At 70.8% G+C, this 20,508-nt stretch carries 18 protein-coding genes; all 18 read left to right on the top strand.

Annotated features, from left to right (window positions below; all coding sequences use genetic code 11):
* Positions 1–175 precede the first annotated feature (175 nt).
* Positions 176–1,984, top strand: a complete 1,809-nt coding sequence (locus tag SY2F82_RS19315; RefSeq protein ID WP_200420594.1) for a DUF5941 domain-containing protein — start codon at positions 176–178, stop codon at positions 1,982–1,984.
* Entirely contained in the window at positions 1,981–2,733 is a 753-nt protein-coding gene (locus SY2F82_RS19310) for a sugar phosphate nucleotidyltransferase (protein ID WP_200420341.1), read from the top strand. Before SY2F82_RS19315 ends, SY2F82_RS19310 begins: the two co-directional genes overlap by 4 nt.
* The gene (locus SY2F82_RS19305) at positions 2,721–3,782 is read left to right on the top strand and encodes an iron-containing alcohol dehydrogenase family protein (RefSeq protein WP_200420340.1); all 1,062 of its coding nucleotides are present in this window, start codon (positions 2,721–2,723) and stop codon (positions 3,780–3,782) included. The genes SY2F82_RS19310 and SY2F82_RS19305 overlap by 13 nt, the downstream gene beginning before the upstream one ends.
* Positions 3,760–4,539, top strand: a complete 780-nt coding sequence (locus SY2F82_RS19300) for a CDP-alcohol phosphatidyltransferase family protein (protein ID WP_200420339.1) — start codon at positions 3,760–3,762, stop codon at positions 4,537–4,539. The genes SY2F82_RS19305 and SY2F82_RS19300 overlap by 23 nt, the downstream gene beginning before the upstream one ends.
* A gap of 38 nt (positions 4,540–4,577) precedes the next feature.
* Positions 4,578–5,450, top strand: coding sequence for a glycosyltransferase family 2 protein (locus tag SY2F82_RS19295; RefSeq protein WP_200420593.1), 873 nt, complete (start codon positions 4,578–4,580; stop codon positions 5,448–5,450).
* Between the two features lie 99 nt (positions 5,451–5,549).
* A complete protein-coding gene (locus SY2F82_RS19290) occupies positions 5,550–6,479 on the top strand; it encodes an ABC transporter permease (RefSeq protein ID WP_200420338.1) in 930 nt (309 codons plus the stop codon).
* Positions 6,472–7,260, top strand: a complete 789-nt coding sequence (locus SY2F82_RS19285; RefSeq protein ID WP_200420337.1) for an ABC transporter ATP-binding protein — start codon at positions 6,472–6,474, stop codon at positions 7,258–7,260. Before SY2F82_RS19290 ends, SY2F82_RS19285 begins: the two co-directional genes overlap by 8 nt.
* Positions 7,261–7,620: 360 nt before the next feature.
* Positions 7,621–8,523, top strand: coding sequence for a squalene synthase HpnC (hpnC, locus tag SY2F82_RS19280; RefSeq protein ID WP_200420336.1), 903 nt, complete (start codon positions 7,621–7,623; stop codon positions 8,521–8,523).
* Positions 8,520–9,470: a presqualene diphosphate synthase HpnD gene (gene hpnD / locus SY2F82_RS19275; protein WP_200420335.1), complete on the top strand. Its 951-nt coding sequence runs from the start codon at positions 8,520–8,522 to the stop codon at positions 9,468–9,470. Before hpnC ends, hpnD begins: the two co-directional genes overlap by 4 nt.
* Complete coding sequence (locus SY2F82_RS39930; protein WP_374707182.1) at positions 9,467–9,610, top strand: DUF6380 family protein; 144 nt, start codon at positions 9,467–9,469, stop codon at positions 9,608–9,610. The genes hpnD and SY2F82_RS39930 overlap by 4 nt, the downstream gene beginning before the upstream one ends.
* Entirely contained in the window at positions 9,607–11,052 is a 1,446-nt protein-coding gene (hpnE, locus tag SY2F82_RS19270; protein WP_200420334.1) for a hydroxysqualene dehydroxylase HpnE, read from the top strand. The genes SY2F82_RS39930 and hpnE overlap by 4 nt, the downstream gene beginning before the upstream one ends.
* On the top strand, positions 11,049–12,185 hold the full coding sequence (locus tag SY2F82_RS19265) for a polyprenyl synthetase family protein (RefSeq protein ID WP_200420333.1): 1,137 nt from the start codon (positions 11,049–11,051) through the stop codon (positions 12,183–12,185). Before hpnE ends, SY2F82_RS19265 begins: the two co-directional genes overlap by 4 nt.
* A gap of 117 nt (positions 12,186–12,302) precedes the next feature.
* Complete coding sequence (gene shc / locus SY2F82_RS19260; protein ID WP_200420332.1) at positions 12,303–14,303, top strand: squalene--hopene cyclase; 2,001 nt, start codon at positions 12,303–12,305, stop codon at positions 14,301–14,303.
* Positions 14,303–14,944: a 1-hydroxy-2-methyl-2-butenyl 4-diphosphate reductase gene (locus SY2F82_RS19255; RefSeq protein WP_200420331.1), complete on the top strand. Its 642-nt coding sequence runs from the start codon at positions 14,303–14,305 to the stop codon at positions 14,942–14,944. Before shc ends, SY2F82_RS19255 begins: the two co-directional genes overlap by 1 nt.
* Before the next feature lie 5 nt (positions 14,945–14,949).
* Positions 14,950–15,972, top strand: a complete 1,023-nt coding sequence (gene hpnH, locus SY2F82_RS19250) for an adenosyl-hopene transferase HpnH (protein WP_200420592.1) — start codon at positions 14,950–14,952, stop codon at positions 15,970–15,972.
* A gap of 4 nt (positions 15,973–15,976) precedes the next feature.
* Complete coding sequence (gene ispG, locus SY2F82_RS19245) at positions 15,977–17,134, top strand: flavodoxin-dependent (E)-4-hydroxy-3-methylbut-2-enyl-diphosphate synthase (RefSeq protein ID WP_200420330.1); 1,158 nt, start codon at positions 15,977–15,979, stop codon at positions 17,132–17,134.
* 27 nt (positions 17,135–17,161) lie between these two features.
* Positions 17,162–19,078 (top strand): 1-deoxy-D-xylulose-5-phosphate synthase, encoded by a 1,917-nt coding sequence (gene dxs / locus SY2F82_RS19240; RefSeq protein WP_200420329.1) that lies wholly within the window; start codon positions 17,162–17,164, stop codon positions 19,076–19,078.
* Positions 19,075–20,472 (top strand): aspartate aminotransferase family protein, encoded by a 1,398-nt coding sequence (locus SY2F82_RS19235; protein WP_200420328.1) that lies wholly within the window; start codon positions 19,075–19,077, stop codon positions 20,470–20,472. The genes dxs and SY2F82_RS19235 overlap by 4 nt, the downstream gene beginning before the upstream one ends.
* Positions 20,473–20,508 lie beyond the last annotated feature (36 nt).

Below are 20,508 nucleotides of genomic sequence, written 5' to 3'. Positions count from 1 at the left end.
TCGCGGCGGTGGCCGCGCAGGCCGGGTTGATCAGCGCGCGAACGCCCGGTGAACCTGGGCTTCCAGGCATCCGATAGCCTCTGCCGACATGCCGCCCGGCCCCTGCCCGGGCATACCGCATCGCACACATGACCGGCGCCCGTACGCGCGTCGGGCCTTCAGGGAGTGAGTTCGTCTGTCGACCGCCATCCTCACCGGACAGCCGGTCCCCGGATCGTCGCTCGAGGGCGATCTGCGGTCCCTCGGCTTCGACGTGCGGGTCGCCACCGACACCGGTGACGCCGAGGCCCTCCTCGCCGCCGTGCCGGCGGGTCAGCGGGTCGCGATCGTCGACGCCCGCTTCGTGGGGCATCTGCACGCCCTGCGCCTCGGTCTGACCGATCCCCGCTTCCCGGCCGCCGCCGTGCCCGGTGCCGTCACCGCCCAGCCCGCCGCCCGCCAGGCCCTGGCCCGTGCTCTGGCCCGCGAGAACTCCGCAGCGTCCGGCGGTGCGGCCGTGGTCACCGACAACCTCGCCGAGCGCGTCACCGCCGCCCTCGACGCCGACGGCATCCCGGTCCACCGCCCCGAACTCGGCACCCTGGTCGCCGCCGTCCCCACCGACCCGCAGTCCCGCAACGAGGCCCGGCAGGCGGTCGCCGCCGTCGACGACGAGGCCGTCCGGCTGCGCAGCGCCGTCAAGGCCCGCGACGGCTTTTTCACCACCCACTTCATCAGCCCGTACTCGCGCTACATCGCCCGCTGGTGCGCCCGCCGCGGCCTGACCCCCAACCAGGTCACCACCGCCTCGCTGCTCACCGCCCTCATCGCGGCGGCCGCCGCGGCCACCGGCACCCGTGGCGGTTTCGTCGCGGCCGGTGTCCTGCTGATCCTGTCCTTCGTCCTGGACTGCACCGACGGCCAGCTCGCCCGCTACTCCTTGCAGTACTCCACGCTCGGCGCCTGGCTGGACGCCACCTTCGACCGGGTCAAGGAGTACGCCTACTACGCGGGCCTCGCCCTCGGCGCCGCCCGCGGCGGCGACGACGTGTGGGCGCTCGCGCTCGGCGCGATGGTCCTGCAGACGTGTCGGCACGTGGTCGACTTCGCGTTCAACGAGGCCAACCACGACGCGACCGCGAACACCAGCCCCACCGCGGCCCTCTCCGACCGCCTGGACAGCGTCGGCTGGACGGTGTGGGTGCGCCGGATGATCGTTCTGCCGATCGGGGAGCGCTGGGCGCTGATAGCCGTCCTGACGGCCGCCGCCACTCCCCGTATCACCTTCGTCGTTCTGCTCATCGGCTGTGCGTTCGCGGCGACGTACACCACGGCGGGCCGGGTGCTCCGGTCGGTGACGCGCAAGGCGCGCCGCACCGACCGGGCGGCTCGGGCGCTGGCGGACCTCGCGGACAGCGGGCCGCTCGCCGAGCTGCTGACGCGCATCGCGCGTCGGGTGTCCTTGCGAGCACCCGCCTGCACCGCCCTGGTCGGCGGCGCCGTCGTCGTGCTCGCAGCCTCGCTCGCCGGATACGGCAGCTGGTGGCCCGTCCTGGGAGCCGTCCTCTACGTGCTTCAGTCGCCTCTGGCCCTCGCCCGGCCCCTCAAGGGCCCCCTCGACTGGCTCGTCCCCCCGCTCTTCCGGGCCGCCGAATACGGCACTGTCCTCATCCTCGCGGCGACATCCGGGGCGAACGGAGTGTTGCCGGCGGCTTTCGGACTGGTGGCGGCCGTCGCCTACCATCACTACGACACGGTGTACCGCATCCGCGGTGACGCCGGCGCGCCGCCGCACTGGCTGGTGCGCGCGATCGGGGGGCACGAGGGCCGGACGCTGCTCGTCACGGTTCTCGCCGCAACTCTCACCGCGGCACAGTTCAAGGTCGCCCTCACGGCCCTCGCCGGGTACGTGGCCGTCGTGGTGCTCGTCGAGAGCATCCGCTTCTGGGTGGCCGCACACAAGGGCGGCGCACCCGCCGTACACGATGAAGGAGAACCCGCATGATCGGCCTCGTGCTGGCGGCCGGCGCCGGACGGCGCCTGCGCCCCTACACCGACACCCTGCCCAAGGCTCTGGTGCCGGTGGGGCCCGAGGGCGCGGAGGACAGCCTCACGGTCCTGGACCTCACGCTCGGCAACTTCGCCGAGGTGGGCCTGACCGAGGTCGGCGTCATCGTCGGCTACCGCAAGGAGGCCGTGTACGAGCGCAAGGCGGCCCTGGAGCAGAAGTACGGCCTGAAGCTCACCCTGATCGACAACGACAAGGCCGAGGAGTGGAACAACGCCTACTCGCTGTGGTGCGGCCGTGACGCCCTCAAGGACGGCGTGATCCTCGCCAACGGCGACACCGTCCACCCGGTCTCGGTCGAGAAGACCCTGCTCGCGGCCCGCGGCGACGGCAAGAAGATCATCCTCGCCCTCGACACGGTGAAGAAGCTCGCCGACGAGGAGATGAAGGTCGTCGTCGACCCCGCCGAGGGCGTCCAGAAGATCACCAAGCTGATGGACCCGGCCGAGGCGACCGGCGAGTACATCGGCGTCACCCTCATAGAGGGCGAGGCCGCCGAGGAGCTGGCCGACGCCCTCAAGGCCACCTTCGAACGCGACCCGCAGCTGTACTACGAGGACGGCTACCAGGAGCTCGTCAACCGCGGCTTCAAGATCGACGTGGCGCCGATCGGCGACGTCCCGTGGGTCGAGATCGACAACCACGACGACCTGGCCCGGGGACGGGAGATCGCGTGCCGGTACTGACGAGGCTCATCCCCTCGCCGGTCGTCGTCGACATCCGTCGGGGTGCCCTCGACGACCTGGCGGGCGTGCTGGCGGACGAGCGCATCTCCCACTCGGGCAAGCTCGCCGTCGCGGTCAGCGACGGCTCGGGCGCCCGCCTGCGCGAGCGGCTCTCCCCCAGCCTGCCCGGCGCCACCTGGTACGAGGTCGGCGGCGGCACCCTCGACGACGCGGTCCGGCTGGCCGGCGAGATGAAGTCCGGCCACTACGACGCGCTCGTGGGCCTGGGCGGAGGCAAGATCATCGACTGCGCCAAGTTCGCCGCGGCGCGCGTCGGCCTGCCCCTGGTCGCCGTGCCCACGAACCTCGCGCACGACGGCCTGTGCTCCCCGGTCGCGACCCTCGACAACGACGCGGGCCGCGGCTCGTACGGCGTGCCGAACCCGATCGCGGTCGTCATCGACCTCAACGTGATCCGCGAGGCACCCGTCCGTTTCGTGCGCTCCGGTATCGGCGACGCCATCTCCAACATCTCCGCGGTCGCGGACTGGGAGCTGGCCAACCGCGTCAACGGCGAGAAGATCGACGGCCTCGCCGCGGCCATGGCCCGGCAGGCCGGCGAGGCCGTGCTGCGCCACCCCGGAGGGATCGGCGACAACGACTTCCTCCAGATCCTCGCCGAGGCGCTGGTCCTCAGCGGCATCGCCATGTCCGTGTCGGGCGACTCGCGCCCCTCCTCCGGGGCGTGCCACGAGATCAACCACGGCTTCGATCTGCTGTTCCCCAAGCGCGCGGCCGCCCACGGCGAGCAGTGCGGCCTCGGTGCCGCCTTCGCGATGTACCTGCGCGGGGCGCACGAGGAGGCGGCGTTCATGGCCCAGGTGCTGCGCCGGCACGGGCTGCCCGTGCTGCCGCAGGAGATCGGCTTCACGGTGGACGAGTTCGTCCGGGTCGTGGAGTACGCCCCGCAGACCCGGCCCGGTCGCTACACGATCCTCGAACACCTCGACCTGAAGCCCGAACAGATCAAGGACACCTACGCCGACTATGTCAAGGCCATCGGTAGCTGAACTCCGGCCCGTCGTGCACCCCGCAGGGGTGAAGGACCGGCGCAGCGGTGAGCACTGGATGGGACGCCTCTACATGCGAGAGGTGTCCCTGCGGGTCGACCGCTACCTGGTCAACACCAGGGTCACGCCCAACCAGCTCACGTACCTGATGACCGTCTTCGGCGTGCTCGCGGCCCCGGCACTGCTCGTGCCGGGGATCTGGGGCGCGGTGCTCGGCGTGGTGTGCGTCCAGCTGTACCTGCTGCTGGACTGCGTCGACGGCGAGATCGCGCGCTGGAAGAAGCAGTACTCGCTGGGCGGGGTGTACCTGGACCGCGTCGGTGCCTACCTCACCGATGCCGCCGTGCTCGTCGGCTTCGGTCTGCGTGCCGCCGACCCGTGGGGCAGCGGCCGTATCGACTGGCTGTGGGCCTTCCTGGGGACGCTGGCCGCGCTCGGCGCCATCCTGATCAAGGCCGAGACCGACCTGGTCGGCGTGGCCCGGCACCAGGGCGGGCTGCCGCCGGTGAAGGAGGCCGCCTCGGAGATGCGCTCCTCCGGCATGGCCCTGGCCCGCAGGGCCGCCGCCGCGCTCAAGTTCCACCGGCTGATCCTGGGCATCGAGGCGTCCCTGCTGATCCTGGTCCTGGCGATCGTGGACACGGTGCGGGGCGACCTGTTCTTCGAGCGGCTCGGCGTGGCCGTGCTGGCCGGCATCGCGCTGCTCCAGACGGTCCTCCACCTCGTGTCCATTTTGGCCTCCAGCAGGCTGAAGTGAGCGGCCCCGCACACGGCGGTGCCGCCCCGGGCGGCGCCATGAAGGTCGGGGCCGTCGTCATCACGATGGGCAACCGCCCGGCCGAGCTCCGTGCCCTCCTCGACTCGGTGGCCAAGCAGGACGGCGACCCCGTCGAGGTGGTCGTGGTCGGCAACGGCTCGCCGGTCCCGGACGTCCCCGACGGCGTCCGCACGATCGAGCTGCCCGAGAACCTCGGCATCCCCGGCGGCCGCAACGTCGGCATCGAGGCCTTCGGCCCCGGCGGCACGGACGTCGACGTGCTGCTCTTCCTCGACGACGACGGCCTGCTCGCCCGCACCGACACCGCCGAGCTGTGCCGCGAGGCCTTCGCCGCCGACCCGCGGCTCGGCATCATCAGCTTCCGCATCGCCGACCCCGACACCGGTGAGACCCAGCGCCGCCACGTGCCCCGGCTGCGCGCCTCCGACCCGATGCGCTCCTCGCGGGTGACCACCTTCCTGGGCGGCGCCAACGCCGTCCGCACGAAGGTGTTCGCCGAGGTCGGCGGTCTGCCGGACGAGTTCTTCTACGCCCACGAGGAGACCGACCTGGCCTGGCGGGCCCTGGACGCGGGCTGGATGATCGACTACCGGTCGGACATGGTGCTGTACCACCCCACGACCGCGCCCTCCCGGCACGCGGTCTACCACCGGATGGTCGCCCGCAACCGGGTGTGGCTCGCCCGCCGCAACCTGCCCGCGGTCCTCGTCCCGGTGTACCTCGGCGTGTGGATGCTCCTGACGCTGCTGCGCCGCCCCTCGCGGGCCGCCCTGAGGGCCTGGTTCGGCGGCTTCCGGGAGGGCTGGACGACCCCGTGCGGGCCCCGCCGGCCCATGCGGTGGCGTACGGTCTGGCGACTTACCCGACTGGGCCGACCCCCGGTGATCTGACAAGCTCGGTACCCGGAAGCCGGCGGGCGGGGCCCACATCGCGGCTCCCGCCCGAGCACGGGCCCACTGTCCACCCGAAAACGGAGAGTTTGCCAACCTGTGAGTGAGACAACGCATGACGGGCGCGTCGCGGTGCCCGGAGGCCCGTCCGCCGATGGCGGGCTCAGCCCGGCCGAGCTGGCAGCCAAGTACGGCCTCTCGGTCAGCGGTGCCCGGCCCGGACTCGTCTGCTACGTCCGCCAGCTGTGGGGACGGCGCCACTTCATCCTCGCCTTCTCGCAGGCGAAGCTCACCGCCCAGTACAGCCAGGCCAAGCTCGGCCAGCTGTGGCAGGTGGCCACCCCGCTGCTGAACGCGCTCGTGTACTACTTCATCTTCGGGGTGATCCTGAAGGCCAGCCGGGGCATGTCGCACGGGACGTACATCCCGTTCCTGGTGACCGGCGTGTTCGTGTTCACCTTCACCCAGAGCTCGATCATGGCGGGCGTCCGGGCGATCTCCGGCAACCTGGGCCTGGTGCGGGCCCTGCACTTCCCGCGCGCCACGCTGCCCATCTCGTTCGCGCTGCAGCAGCTCCAGCAGCTGCTGTTCTCGATGATCGTGCTGTTCGCCGTCGCCATCGGGTTCGGCAGCTACCCGAGGCTGTCCTGGCTGCTGATCGTCCCGGTCCTGGTGCTGCAGTTCCTCTTCAACACCGGCCTGTCCCTGATCGTGGCGCGGATGGGTGCCAAGACCCCGGACCTGGCGCAGCTGATGCCCTTCATCCTGCGCACCTGGATGTACACCTCCGGCGTCATGTTCTCCATCCACGGCATGCTCGCCGGGCGCCCTGAATGGTTCATCCGCACCCTGCAGGTGAACCCGGCCGCCGTCTACATGGACCTGATGCGCTTCGCCCTGATCAAGGACTACGGCACGTCCAACCTCCCGCCGCACGTGTGGGCCATCGCGCTGTTCTGGGCCGTCGTCGTCTTCGCCGGCGGATTCGTGTACTTCTGGAAGGCGGAGGAGCGGTACGGCCGTGGCTGAGCAGAACACCGGGGCCAGGGTCCCCACCGTCATCGCAGACGACCTGCACATCGTCTACCGCGTCAACGGCGCCAGGACCGGCAAGGGCAACGCGACCGCCGCTCTGAGCCGCATCCTCAAGCGGGGCTCCGACGACTCGGCGCGCGGTGTCCGCAGGGTGCACGCGGTCAGGGGAGTGTCGTTCGTCGCCCACCGCGGCGAGGCCGTCGGCCTGATCGGCTCCAACGGCTCCGGCAAGTCCACCCTGCTGCGCGCCATCGCCGGACTGCTGCCCCCGGAGAAGGGCAGGGTCTACACCGACGGCCAGCCCTCGCTGCTCGGCGTCAACGCGGCCCTGATGAACGACCTGACGGGCGAGCGCAACGTCATCCTGGGCGGTCTGGCGATGGGCATGTCACGGGAGGAGATCAAGGCCCGCTACCAGGACATCATCGACTTCTCCGGCATCAACGACAAGGGCGACTTCATCACCCTGCCGATGCGCACCTACTCCTCCGGCATGGCTGCCCGGCTGCGCTTCTCGATCGCCGCCGCCAAGGATCACGACGTCCTCATGATCGACGAGGCCCTCGCCACCGGCGACCGCGCCTTCCAGAAGCGGTCCGAGGACCGCATCCGGGAACTGCGCAAGGAGGCGGGCACGGTGTTCCTGGTCAGTCACAACAACAAATCCATCCGTGACACCTGCGACCGTGTCCTGTGGCTGGAACGCGGTGAACTCCGGATGGACGGCCCCACGGAAGAGGTCCTGAAGGAGTACGAGAAGTTCACGGGCAAGTGATCCCCACCGCCCGGGGCTGCGTCGCAACGTTTTCGCGGAGCCCCGCGTCTGCAAAGGAAACGTCAACTCGGGTACGGCTTGGGAATCTTGGCGCCAATCGGTGTGTTGTTGTGATGTGCAGGACACCCCGCCGAAGCTCCCTGCGTTGTACAACGTAAGCTGTGACAGTGCTGATTCGTGGCAAGTGGGGCGATAATGCCATACACCCCCACACCTGTCGCGCTGCACGGACAGCCGGGCGGCGTGTCCGAAAGAGGTTGTATTGGGTCGGCGGTGTAGAACGGGAGATGTGACGGCAATGGCTACGGAAAGTCTCCAGCTCCGCGGGACATGTGCCGTCCCCGCGCCGGGCGGCGAGCGGTGACGCAAGCCGGGACGGCGCGCACCGGCGACTTGGAGCGCGGCACCCTCGACAAGGCCGCGGACGAGAACTTCCCCGTGGCTCCGTTCTTCCTGCCGAAGGCCTGGCGGGAAGACCTCATGGCCGTCTACGGCTTCGCCCGGCTGGTCGACGACATCGGTGACGGCGACCTCGCCCCCGGTGGGTCCGACGCCCGCCTGCTCGGCGTCTCGCCCGAGGAGGCCGAGGACCGCCTGATCCTCCTGGACGCTTTCGAGGCCGACCTGCGCCGGGTCTTCGACGCGACACCCCGGCACCCCCTCCTGCGCCGACTGCAGCCCACGGTCCGGCGCGCCGGCCTCACCCCCGAGCCGTTCCTCGGCCTGATCGCCGCCAACCGCCAGGACCAGCTCGTCAAGCGCTACGAGACGTACGACGACCTCCTCGCCTACTGCGAACTCTCCGCCAATCCGGTCGGCCGTCTCGTCCTCGCCGTGACCGGCACCTCCACTCCCGAGCGCGTCCGCCGCTCCGACGCGATCTGCACGGGCCTGCAGATCGTCGAACACCTCCAGGACGTCGCCGAGGACCTCGGCCGCGACCGCGTTTATCTGCCCGCCGCGGACATGAAGCGCTTCCACGTGCAGGAGGCGGACCTCGCCACGCCCACAGCGGGCGCATCGGTGCGCGCACTGGTCGCGTACGAAGCAGAACGCGCCCGCGATCTCCTGAATGAAGGCGCCCCCTTGGTGGGTAGCGTCCACGGCAGGCTGAAGCTGCTGCTCGCGGGCTTCGTGGCGGGAGGAAGGGCGGCCATCCACGCGATCGCCGCAGCCCACTACGACGTACTTCCCGGCCCGCCCAAGCCCGGCAAGCTCCGGTTGCTGCGCGAGGTGGGCGTGACTCTGCGAGGAGAGGGGTGATCCGGACCGTGGAGTCGGAAGAACACGTGTCCCCACCGGTACTCGCCGCGTACCGCTACTGCGAGGCCGTGACCGGGCAGCAGGCCCGTAACTTCGCCTACGGGATCAGGCTCCTGCCGACGCCGAAGCGCCGCGCGATGTCGGCGCTCTACGCGTTCTCCCGGCGTGTCGACGACATCGGTGACGGCGCGCTGGCGGCCGACGTCAAGACGGCACGGCTGGAGGAGACCCGCGCGCTGCTGGCCCGTATCCGCGACGAGGAGGTGGCCGAGGACGACACCGATCCGGTGGCCGTCGCCCTCACCCATGCCGCCCGGCACTTCCCGATCCCCCTCGGCGGCCTCGACGAACTCATCGACGGCGTCCTGATGGACGTACGCGGCGAGACCTACGAGACCTGGGACGATCTGAAGGTCTACTGCCGCTGTGTCGCCGGGGCCATCGGGCGGCTCTCGCTCGGCGTGTTCGGCACCGAACCGGGGGCGCGCGGCACCGAGCGCGCGCCGGAGTATGCGGACACGCTCGGGCTCGCGCTGCAACTCACCAACATCCTCAGGGACATCCGTGAGGACGCCGAGGGCGGCCGTGTCTACCTTCCCGCCGACGATCTCGCCAAGTTCGGCTGTTCGGCCGGGTTCCACGGACCGACTCCACCCGAGGGCTCCGACTTCGCGGGCCTCGTGCACTTCGAAGTGCGTCGGGCCCGCGCTCTTTTCGCCGAGGGCTACCGGCTGCTGCCCATGCTCGACCGGCGCAGCGGCGCCTGCGTCGCCGCCATGGCCGGCATCTACCGCCGGCTCCTGGACCGTATCGAGCGCGAGCCGGAGGCCGTGCTGCGCGGCCGGGTCTCGCTGCCCGGGCGTGAGAAGGCGTACGTCGCTGTGCGCGGCCTGTCGGGGCTCGACGCGCGGAACGTGTCCCGACGGACCGTCAGGAGGCGTGTGTGATCGACACCCCGGTTCCGTCTCCCGCCACCTCCGAAAAGCGGCAGGCAACCCTCCGGTGCGGCGCGGCGTCCCTGACTGCGACGGCCTGCCGTGCATCGTTCAAGCACCACGGTGGACCGGCACGGGAGGAAGCACGATGAGCGACGGCACCCATGCGGAGGACCCGGTCGCGGACACCCCGGGTCACCGCGGCATGCCGTCCTCGCCCGGGACGTCCGCCGTGGTGGTCGGCGGCGGACTCGCCGGGATCACGGCCGCGCTCGCGCTCGCCGACGCCGGGGTGCGGGTCACCCTGCTGGAGGGACGGCCGCGGCTCGGCGGACTCGCGTTCTCCTTCCACCGCGGCGATCTGACCGTCGACAACGGCCAGCACGTCTACTTGCGCTGCTGCACCGCGTACCGCTGGTTCCTCGACCGCATCGACGCCTCCACGCTCGCGCCCCTGCAGGATCGTCTCGACGTGCCCGTTCTCGACGCGAACGCCGCACCGGGACGGCGGCTCGGCAGACTACGGCGCGACGCGCTGCCCGTACCCCTGCATCTCGGGCGCAGCCTGGCCACCTATCCGCATCTCTCGCTCGCCGAGCGCGCCAAGGTGGGGCGTGCCGCACTGGCGCTGCGAGCACTTGACCTCGCGGACCCCGGGCTCGACGCGCAGGACTTCGGCAGCTGGCTGGCCGCGCACGGTCAGTCGGCGCGTGCCGTCGAAGCACTGTGGGACCTGGTCGGGGTCGCCACCCTCAACGCGGTGGCCGGCGACGCCTCGCTCGGGCTCGCCGCGATGGTGTTCAAGACGGGCCTGCTGTCCGACCCCGGCGCGGCCGACATCGGCTGGGCACGCGTCCCGCTGGGCGAACTGCACGACCGGCTGGCCCGCAAGGCGCTCGACTCCGCGGGCGTCCGAACCGAGCTCCGTACACGCGTCACCTCCATCTCCATTGACGAAAACGGGGTCTGGAGCGTTCAGGTTCCCGGCGAGCGCATCGAAACGGACGCCGTCGTCCTCGCCGTTCCACAGCGCGAGGCCCACGATCTGCTGCCCCCCGGCGCTCTGGAGGCCCCCGAGCGGCTGCTGGACATCGGCACCGCGCCGATCCTCAACATCCATGTCGTCTACGACCGCAAGGTGCTCAACCGCCCGTTCTTCGCCGCCCTCGGCTCCCCGGTCCAGTGGGTCTTCGACCGCACAGAGGCCTCCGGACTGCGCGAGGGCCAGTACCTGGCGCTGTCGCAGTCGGCGGCCCAGGAGGAGATCGACGAGCCGGTCGCCGTCCTGCGCGAGCGCTATCTGCCGGAGCTCCAGCGGCTGTTGCCCGCCACCCGCGGCGCCCGGGTGAAGGACTTCTTCGTGACCCGGGAGCGCACGGCGACGTTCGCCCCCAGCCCTGGCGTCGGGCGTCTGAGGCCCGGCGCCCGCACCAAGGCCCCCGGCCTCTGCCTGGCCGGAGCGTGGACCGCCACCGGGTGGCCCGCGACCATGGAGAGTGCGGTCCGCAGTGGCATCAGTGCGGCGGGCGCCGCACTCGGCGCGCTGGGCAGGTCCGGCGCCCACCTCCCCGATCTCTTCGAGGAGGCGGCATGAGCGTCGATTCGCTGGAAACGGGCCCCCGCACCCCCGGTATCGCAACAAGAGGAGAGACCGTGCCCACTGTGCCCCCGGCCGAGACGGCCGCCCCGAGGACCGCGGTGGACGTGTCCGCGCTCCTGGAGCGCGGCCGGACCCTGGCCACCCCGGTGCTGCGGTCGGCCGTCGACCGCCTGGCGCCGCCGATGGACACCGTCGCCGCCTACCACTTCGGCTGGATCGACGCCCAGGGCAACCCCGCGGACGGCGACGGCGGCAAGGCCGTGCGCCCCGCGCTGGCCCTGCTGTCCGCCGAGGCCGCCGGCCGGGCGCCCGAGGTGGGCGTGCCCGGCGCGGTCGCGGTCGAGCTGGTGCACAACTTCTCCCTGCTGCACGACGACCTCATGGACGGTGACGAGCAGCGCCGCCACCGCGACACCGTGTGGAAGGTGCACGGCCCCGCGCAGGCCATCCTGGTCGGCGACGCGCTGTTCGCCCTGGCCAACGAGGTGCTGCTGGAGATCGGCACCGTCGAGGCCGGCCGCGCCACCCGCCGGCTGACCACCGCCACCCGTGCCCTGATCGACGGTCAGGCGCAGGACATCTCCTACGAGCACCGCGAGCGGGTCACCGTCGCCGAGTGCCTGGAGATGGAGGGCAACAAGACCGGCGCCCTGCTCGCCTGCGCCTCCTCCATCGGCGCGGTTCTCGGCGGTGCGGACGACGCGACGGCCGACGCGCTGGAGAAGTACGGCTATCACCTCGGCCTCGCCTTCCAGGCCGTCGACGACCTCCTCGGCATCTGGGGCGACCCGGAGGCCACCGGAAAGCAGACCTGGAGCGATCTGCGCCAGCGCAAGAAGTCCCTGCCGGTCGTGGCCGCGCTGGCGGCGGGCGGGGTGGCCTCCGAGCGGCTCGGCGAGCTGCTCGCAGAGGACGCCAAGAGCAGCGACTTCGAGAACTTCTCCGAGGAGGAGTTCGCCGCGCGCGCCGCGCTCATCGAGGAGGCCGGCGGCCGGGAATGGACCGCTCAGGAGGCGCGTCGCCAGCACGCGATCGCCATCGAGGCCCTGGACGCCGTCCGGATGCCCCAGGAGGTGCGGGACCGGTTCATGGCGCTCGCCGACTTCGTCGTCGTACGAAAGAGATGATCACTATCGGTCGAATACACCTCGCGTAGTCGCCGGCCGGTGCCCTGAGCGCACGCGCACCGGCCGACGGCGGACCCACAGCAGCACGATTTCGCACGACTGCACGAAGGGGAAGCCATGACAGCGACGACCGACGGAAGCCCAGGGGCCCTGCCGCCCCGCGCTGCCTCGGCCAGCGACACCAGCGAACCGATCCCGGGGGCGGCCGGGGCCGGGGGCACTCGAGACGCCGCCGAGCGCGCCATGCGGCGCGCCACAGACTTCCTGCTCGCGCGGCAGGACGCCCAGGGCTGGTGGAAGGGCGACCTCGAGACCAACGTCACGATGGACGCCGAGGACCTGCTGCTGCGTCAGTTCCTGGGGATCCGTGACGAGAAGACCACCCGCGCCGCCGCGCTGTTCATCCGCGGCGAGCAGCGCGACGACGGCACCTGGGCCACCTTCTACGGCGGGCCCGGCGAACTGTCCACCACCATCGAGGCGTACGTCGCCCTGCGCCTGGCGGGCGACGCGCCGGACGAACCCCACATGGCGAAGGCGTCCGCCTGGATCCGCGAGCAGGGCGGCATCGCCGCCGCCCGCGTCTTCACCCGGATCTGGCTCGCCCTGTTCGGCTGGTGGAAGTGGGAGGACCTGCCCGAACTCCCGCCGGAGCTGATCTGGTTCCCGAAGTGGATGCCGCTGAACATCTACGACTTCGGCTGCTGGGCACGGCAGACCATCGTGCCGCTCACCATCGTCTCCGCCAAGCGCCCGGTACGGCCCGCGCCGTTCCCGCTCGACGAGCTGCACACCGACCCGGACCACCCCAACCCGGACAGAGACCTCGCCCCGGTGGCGAGCTGGGACGGGGTCTTCCAGCGGCTCGACAAGGCGCTGCACCAGTTCCGCAAGGTCGCCCCGCGCCGACTGCGCAGGGCCGCCATGAACACCGCCGCCCGCTGGATCATCGAGCGGCAGGAGAACGACGGCTGCTGGGGCGGGATCCAGCCGCCCGCGGTGTACTCGGTCATCGCCCTGCACCTGCTCGGCTACGACCTCCAGCACCCGGTGATGCGCGAGGGCCTCGCGTCGCTGGACCGTTTCGCCGTATGGCGCGAGGACGGCGCCCGCATGATCGAGGCGTGCCAGTCCCCGGTGTGGGACACCTGTCTCGCGACCATCGCGCTCGCCGACGCGGGTGTGCCCGCCGACGACCCGCAGCTGGTCAAGGCGGCCGACTGGATGCTGGGCGAGCAGATCGTCCGGCCCGGCGACTGGTCGGTGCGCCGGCCCCAGCTGCCGCCGGGCGGCTGGGCGTTCGAGTTCCACAACGACAACTACCCCGACATCGACGACACCGCCGAGGTCGTCCTCGCGCTGCGCCGCGTCAAGCACCACGACCCGGACCGGATGGAGAAGGCCATCGGGCGCGGGGTGCGCTGGAACCTCGGCATGCAGTCGAAGAACGGCGCATGGGGCGCCTTCGACGTGGACAACACGAGCCCGTTCCCCAACCGGCTGCCGTTCTGCGACTTCGGCGAGGTCATCGACCCGCCGTCCGCCGACGTCACCGCGCACGTCGTGGAGATGCTCGCGGTCGAGGGCCTCGCCCACGACCCGCGCACCCGCCGCGGCATCGAGTGGCTGCTGGCCGAACAGGAGCCGGACGGCTCGTGGTTCGGACGCTGGGGCGTCAACTACGTCTACGGTACCGGGTCCGTGGTGCCCGCCCTGGTGGCGGCCGGCATCCCCGCCGCGCACCCGGCGATCCGCCGTGCCGTCGCCTGGCTGGAGAGCGTGCAGAACGACGACGGCGGCTGGGGTGAGGACCTGCGCTCCTACAAGGACGCCGCGAAGTGGAGCGGCAGGGGCGCCTCGACCGCCTCGCAGACGGCGTGGGCCCTGCTCGCGCTGCTGGCCGCGGGGGAGAGCGAGTCCCAGGCCGTCGAACGCGGCGTCGACTTCCTCGCCCAGACCCAGAACGAGGACGGCTCCTGGGACGAGCCGTACTTCACCGGCACCGGCTTCCCCTGGGACTTCTCCATCAACTACCACCTCTACCGGCAGGTCTTCCCGCTCACCGCACTGGGCCGCTATGTGCACGGCGAGCCGTTCGCCAAGGCCAAGGGGAGCTGATGAGCGTCAAGCCCGAGCCGGCCCCGTTGCTGATCGCCTGCGCGCTCGGCATCGAGCACCTCGCCCTGCGCAGCGGCGGTCACAGCGGTGCCGACGGGCCCGTCACCGTACTCCGTACGGGTATGGGACCCCGGGCGGCCGAACGCTCGGTCACCCGGGCGCTCGGCGAGCCGGGCTTCGCTCTCGCGGCTGTCCTCGCCACGGGCTTCTGCGCGGGACTCGCACCCGGGATGCACCCCGGTGACCTGGTCGTCGCCGAGGAGACCCGGGACCCGCGCGGCACCACCCCGTGCGAGGGCACCGACCTGCTCGTCAAGGAACTCCTGCGCGCCGTCCCGGGGCGCACCGTCCACACCGGACCGCTCACCGGCTCGGACCACGTCGTCCGCGGTCAGGAGCGGTCCGAACTGCTGGCGACCGGAGCGATCGCGGTCGACATGGAGTCCGCGGCCACGCTCCTGAGCGCCGTTCGGACGGGCGCCCGCCCGGTTGCGGCCGTCCGGGTGGTCGTGGACGCTCCAGAACATGAACTCGTCCGTATCGGCACTGTTCGCGGTGGAATATCAGCTTTCCGTGTTCTTCGTGCCGTGCTGCCTGTTTTCTTTGAATGGCACCGTTCCTTGCTGCTCCCCAGGAGGTGAGCCAGATGGCCATGCCGCTGCGCCAGTCCATCAAGGTGGCGACCTATCTCTTCGAACAGAAGCTGCGCAGGCGGGACAAGTTTCCGCTCATCGTGGAGCTGGAACCGCTCTACGCCTGCAACCTGAAGTGTGAGGGCTGCGGCAAGATCCAGCATCCGGCGGGAGTGCTGAAGCAGCGCATGCCGGTGGCGCAGGCCGTGGGAGCGGTCCTGGAGTCCGGTGCGCCGATGGTGTCGATCGCGGGCGGCGAGCCGCTGATGCACCCGCAGATCGACGAGATCGTACGGCAGTTGGTGGCGCGCAAGAAGTACGTCTTCCTGTGCACCAACGCCATGCTGCTGCGCAAGAAGATGGACAAGTTCACGCCGTCCCCGTACTTCGCGTTCGCCGTGCACATCGACGGCCTGCGCGAGCGGCACGACGAGTCCGTGGCGAAGGAGGGCGTGTTCGACGAGGCGGTGGAGGCCATCAAGGAGGCCAAGCGGCGCGGCTTCCGGGTCACCACCAACTCGACCTTCTTCAACACGGACACCCCGCAGACCGTCATCGAGGTGCTCAACTACCTCAATGACGACCTGAAGGTGGACGAGATGATGATCTCGCCCGCCTACGCCTACGAGAAGGCGCCCGACCAGGAGCACTTCCTCGGCGTCGAACAGACCCGTGAGCTGTTCAAGAAGGCCTTCGCGGGCGGCAACCGCGGCCGCTGGCGGCTCAACCACTCCCCGCTGTTCCTCGACTTCCTCGAGGGCAAGGTCGACTTCCCGTGCACCGCCTGGGCGATCCCGAACTACTCCCTCTTCGGCTGGCAGCGCCCCTGCTACCTGATGAGCGACGGGTACGTGCCCACCTACCGGGAGCTGATCGAGGAGACCGACTGGGACAAGTACGGCCGCGGCAAGGACCCGCGCTGCGCCAACTGCATGGCGCACTGCGGCTACGAGCCCACCGCCGTCCTCGCCACCATGGGCTCCCTGAAGGAGTCCCTGCGGGCCATGCGCGAGACCGTCCAGCAGAACAACGGGTGACGCGATGACCGCTGTTCCTCTGGGCGTCCCCGAGGTACCGGTCCGGCCGATCGCCGAGCGGCGCATGTCGCGGCAGATCCATGTCGGACCGGTGGCGGTCGGGGGCGGGGCCCCGGTGTCGGTGCAGTCGATGACGACGACCCGTACGTCGGACATCGGCGCCACCCTGCAGCAGATCGCGGAACTCACCGCCTCCGGCTGCCAGATCGTCCGCGTCGCCTGCCCCACGCAGGACGACGCGGACGCCCTCGCCACGATCGCGCGCAAGTCGCAGATCCCGGTGATCGCCGACATCCACTTCCAGCCGAAGTACGTGTTCGCGGCGATCGAGGCGGGGTGCGCGGCCGTCCGCGTGAACCCCGGGAACATCAAGCAGTTCGACGACAAGGTCAAGGAGATCGCCAAGGCCGCCAAGGACCACGGCACTCCCATCCGGATCGGCGTCAACGCGGGCTCCCTGGACAAGCGGCTGCTGAAGAAGTACGGCAAGGCGACCCCCGAGGCGCTCGTCGAGTCCGCACTGTGGGAGGCCTCGCTCTTCGAGGAGCACGACTTCCGGGACATCAAGATCTCCGTCAAGCACAACGACCCGGTCGTGATGATCGAGGCCTACCGGCAGCTCGCCGCCCAGTCCGACTACCCGCTGCATCTCGGCGTGACGGAGGCCGGTCCCGCCTTCCAGGGCACGATCAAGTCCGCGGTGGCGTTCGGCGCGTTGCTGTCGCAGGGCATCGGCGACACCATCCGGGTGTCGCTGTCGGCGCCCCCCGCCGAGGAGGTCAAGGTCGGCATCCAGATCCTTCAGTCGCTGGGCCTCAGGCAGCGGCGCCTGGAGATCGTCTCCTGCCCGTCCTGCGGGCGCGCCCAGGTCGACGTGTACAAGCTCGCGGACGAGGTGACCGCCGGCCTCGAGGGCATGGAGGTGCCGCTGCGGGTCGCGGTCATGGGCTGTGTGGTCAACGGCCCCGGGGAGGCACGGGAGGCGGACCTGGGGGTCGCCTCCGGCAACGGCAAGGGCCAGATCTTCGTCAGGGGTGAAGTCGTCAAGACCGTGCCCGAGTCGAAGATCGTGGAGACCCTCATCGAGGAGGCGATGAGGATCGCCGAGCGGATGGAGAAGGACGGCGTCGGGCCGGGAGCGCCGGCCGTCACCGTGAGTTGAACAGCACGGACCGAGAGGGGGCCCGGCGTGACCATTCTGGAGAACATCCGGGGACCACGCGACCTGAAGGCGCTGTCCGAGGCAGAGCTGAGCCGACTGGCCGAGGAGATCAGGGAGTTCCTGATCCACGCGGTCGCCAGGACCGGGGGGCACCTGGGGCCCAATCTGGGGGTGGTGGAACTCTCCATCGCGCTCCACCGGGCCTTCGAGTCTCCGGTCGACCGCATCCTGTGGGACACCGGTCATCAGAGTTACGTCCACAAGATCCTGACCGGGCGTCAGGATTTCTCGAAGCTGCGCGGCAAGGGCGGTCTGTCCGGCTATCCGTCGCGTGAGGAGTCCGAGCACGACGTCATCGAGAACAGCCACGCGTCCACCGCGCTCGGCTGGGCCGACGGGCTCGCCAAGGCCCGCCAGGTACAGGGGGAGAAGGGCCACGTCGTCGCCGTCATCGGCGACGGCGCGCTCACCGGCGGCATGGCCTGGGAGGCGCTCAACAACATCGCCGCCGCCAAGGACCGTCCACTGATCATCGTCGTCAACGACAACGAACGCTCCTACGCGCCCACCATCGGCGGCCTCGCCAACCACCTCGCGACCCTGCGCACCACCGACGGCTACGAGAAGGTCCTGGCCTGGGGCAAGGACGTGCTGCAACGCACGCCCGTCATCGGCCCCGCCGTCTACGAGGCCCTGCACGGGGCGAAGAAGGGCTTCAAGGACGCGTTCGCTCCGCAGGGCCTCTTCGAGGACCTGGGCCTCAAGTACGTCGGCCCCATCGACGGACACGACATACGGGCCGTCGAGTCGGCGCTGCGCCGCGCCAAGCGCTTCCACGGCCCGGTCCTCATCCACTGCCTCACCGAGAAGGGCCGCGGCTACGAGCCCGCCCTCGCCCACGAGGAGGACCACTTCCACACCGTCGGCGTGATGGACCCGCGCACCTGCGAGCCCCTCGCACCGCCCAAGGCCCCGTCATGGACCTCGGTGTTCGGGGACGAGATCGCCCGGATCGGAGAGGAGCGCGAGGACGTCGTCGCCATCACGGCGGCCATGCTGCACCCGGTGGGCCTCGGCAGGTTCGCCGAGCGGTTCCCCGACCGGGTGTGGGACGTGGGCATAGCCGAACAACACGCGGCGGTCTCCGCGGCCGGTCTCGCCACCGGCGGACTGCACCCCGTCGTCGCCGTCTACGCCACCTTCCTCAACCGCGCCTTCGACCAGCTCCTGATGGACGTCGCCCTGCACCGCTGCGGCGTCACCTTCGTACTGGACCGGGCCGGGGTCACGGGCGTCGACGGGCCCTCGCACAACGGCATGTGGGACATGTCCGTCCTGCAGGTCGTACCGGGCCTGAGAATCGCCGCGCCGCGCGACGCCGACCAGCTGCGGGCCCAGCTGCGGGAGGCGGTCGCGGTCGACGACGCGCCGACCCTGATCCGGTTCCCGAAGGAGTCGGTGGGCCCGGCGGTCCCGGCGGTGGACCGGGTGGGCGGCCTGGACGTGCTGCACCGCGACGAGACGCCCCAGGTGCTGCTCGTCGCCGTCGGCGTCATGGCGCCCGTCTGCCTGCAGGCCGCCGACCTGCTTCAGGCCCGCGGCATCGGTTGCACGGTCGTCGACCCCCGCTGGGTCAAACCCGTCGACCCCTCCCTGCCGGGCCTGGCCGCCGAGCACCGGCTGGTCGCGGTCGTCGAGGACAACAGCCGCTCCGCCGGCGTGGGCTCCGCGGTCGCCCTCGCGCTCGGCGACGCCGACGTCGACGTGCCGGTGCGGCGGTTCGGGATCCCGGAGCAGTTCCTCGCGCACGCCAAGCGCAGTGAGGTGCTCGCCGACATCGGCCTCACGCCCGTGGAGATCGCCGGGCGGATCAGCGCCTGCCTGGCCGTCAAGGACGAGCTGTCCAAGGATGTGCTGTCGCAGGAGAAAGTGAACGCGGAATGACCATCCCCACCGGGCAACGGGAGTTCGACCTCGGCGCACTCCTGGCCGAACGCGGGGCCGAGCGCTACGAGCTGCACGCGAAGTACCTCAACCACCAGCTTCCGCGCATGCTGCACACCATCGGCTTCGACAAGGTCTACGAGCGGGCCGAGGGCGCCCACTTCTGGGACGCGGACGGCAACGACTACCTGGACATGCTCGCCGGGTTCGGGGTGATGGGCCTCGGCCGCCACCACCCCGTGGTCCGCAGGGCGCTGCACGACGTACTGGACGCCCAGCTCGCCGACCTCACCCGCTTCGACTGCCAGCCCCTGCCCGGGCTGCTGGCGGAGAAGCTGCTCGCCCACAGCCCGCACCTGGACCGGGTGTTCTTCGGCAACAGCGGCACGGAGGCGGTCGAGACCGCGCTGAAGTTCGCCCGGTACGTCACCGGCAGGCCCAGGATCCTGTACTGCACCCACGCCTTCCACGGGCTGACCACCGGGTCGCTCTCCGTCAACGGCGAGGACGGCTTCCGCGACGGCTTCGCCCCGCTGCTGCCCGACACCGCCGTCCCGCTCGGCGACCTCGACGCCCTGACCCGGGAGCTGAAGAAGGGGGACGTGGCGGCCCTCATCGTCGAGCCGATCCAGGGCAAGGGCGTCCACGAGGCCCCGCCCGGCTATCTGCGCGCCGCGCAGGAGCTGCTGCACAAGCACAAGGCGCTGCTCATCGCGGACGAGGTGCAGACCGGCCTGGGCCGCACCGGCGACTTCTACGCCTACCAGCACGAGGACGGCGTCGAGCCCGACCTGGTGTGCGTGGCGAAGGCGCTCTCCGGCGGCTATGTCCCGGTCGGCGCGACCCTCGGCAAGGACTGGATCTTCAAGAAGGTCTACTCGTCCATGGACCGGGTGCTCGTGCACTCCGCGAGCTTCGGGTCCAACGCGCAGGCGATGGCGGCCGGGCTCGCCGTCCTGTCCGTGATGGAGAACGAGCAGGTCGTCGCGAACGCCCGGGCCGTCGGGGAGCAGCTGAAGTCCCGGCTCACCGAGCTCGTCGACAAGTACGAGATGCTCAAGCAGATCCGCGGCCGGGGCCTGATGATCGGCATCGAGTTCGGCCGGCCCAGCTCGCTCAAGCTGCGCAGCCGGTGGACCGTGCTCCAGGCCGCCCGGAAGGGCCTGTTCGCGCAGATGGTCGTCGTGCCGCTGCTGCAGCGCCACCGGATCCTCACCCAGGTCTCCGGCGACCACCTGGAGGTGATCAAGCTGATCCCGCCGTTGATCATCGGTGAGGCGGACGTCGACCGTTTCGTGGACGCCTTCACCGCGGTGATGGACGACGCACACGGGGGCGGGCTGATGTGGGACTTCGGCAAGACGCTGATCAAACAGGCGGTGGCGAACCGCTGACCTTCGGGGAAACCCCCGACCCTCCGGACATCACTG

Origin of the sequence: Streptomyces sp. Y2F8-2 (genome assembly GCF_014905555.1) — a bacterium.
In the GTDB taxonomy this organism is placed as follows: domain Bacteria; phylum Actinomycetota; class Actinomycetes; order Streptomycetales; family Streptomycetaceae; genus Streptomyces; species Streptomyces cynarae.
The sequence above is the reverse complement of the archived record's forward strand: the minus strand, read 5'-3'. Positions and strand labels throughout refer to the sequence as shown.

Bases quoted from the DNA above. Each gene is read 5' to 3' on its own strand.
- SY2F82_RS19310 (WP_200420341.1), top strand. From the start codon at position 1,981: ATGATCGGCCTCGTGCTGGCGGCCGGCGCCGGACGGCGCCTGCGCCCC.
- SY2F82_RS19300 (WP_200420339.1), top strand. From the start codon at position 3,760: ATGTCAAGGCCATCGGTAGCTGAACTCCGGCCCGTCGTGCACCCCGCA.
- SY2F82_RS19295 (WP_200420593.1), top strand. From the start codon at position 4,578: ATGAAGGTCGGGGCCGTCGTCATCACGATGGGCAACCGCCCGGCCGAG.
- hpnE (WP_200420334.1), top strand. From the start codon at position 9,607: ATGAGCGACGGCACCCATGCGGAGGACCCGGTCGCGGACACCCCGGGT.
- SY2F82_RS19265 (WP_200420333.1), top strand. From the start codon at position 11,049: ATGAGCGTCGATTCGCTGGAAACGGGCCCCCGCACCCCCGGTATCGCA.
- shc (WP_200420332.1), top strand. From the start codon at position 12,303: ATGACAGCGACGACCGACGGAAGCCCAGGGGCCCTGCCGCCCCGCGCT.
- SY2F82_RS19255 (WP_200420331.1), top strand. From the start codon at position 14,303: ATGAGCGTCAAGCCCGAGCCGGCCCCGTTGCTGATCGCCTGCGCGCTC.
- hpnH (WP_200420592.1), top strand. From the start codon at position 14,950: ATGGCCATGCCGCTGCGCCAGTCCATCAAGGTGGCGACCTATCTCTTC.
- ispG (WP_200420330.1), top strand. From the start codon at position 15,977: ATGACCGCTGTTCCTCTGGGCGTCCCCGAGGTACCGGTCCGGCCGATC.
- SY2F82_RS19235 (WP_200420328.1), top strand. From the start codon at position 19,075: ATGACCATCCCCACCGGGCAACGGGAGTTCGACCTCGGCGCACTCCTG.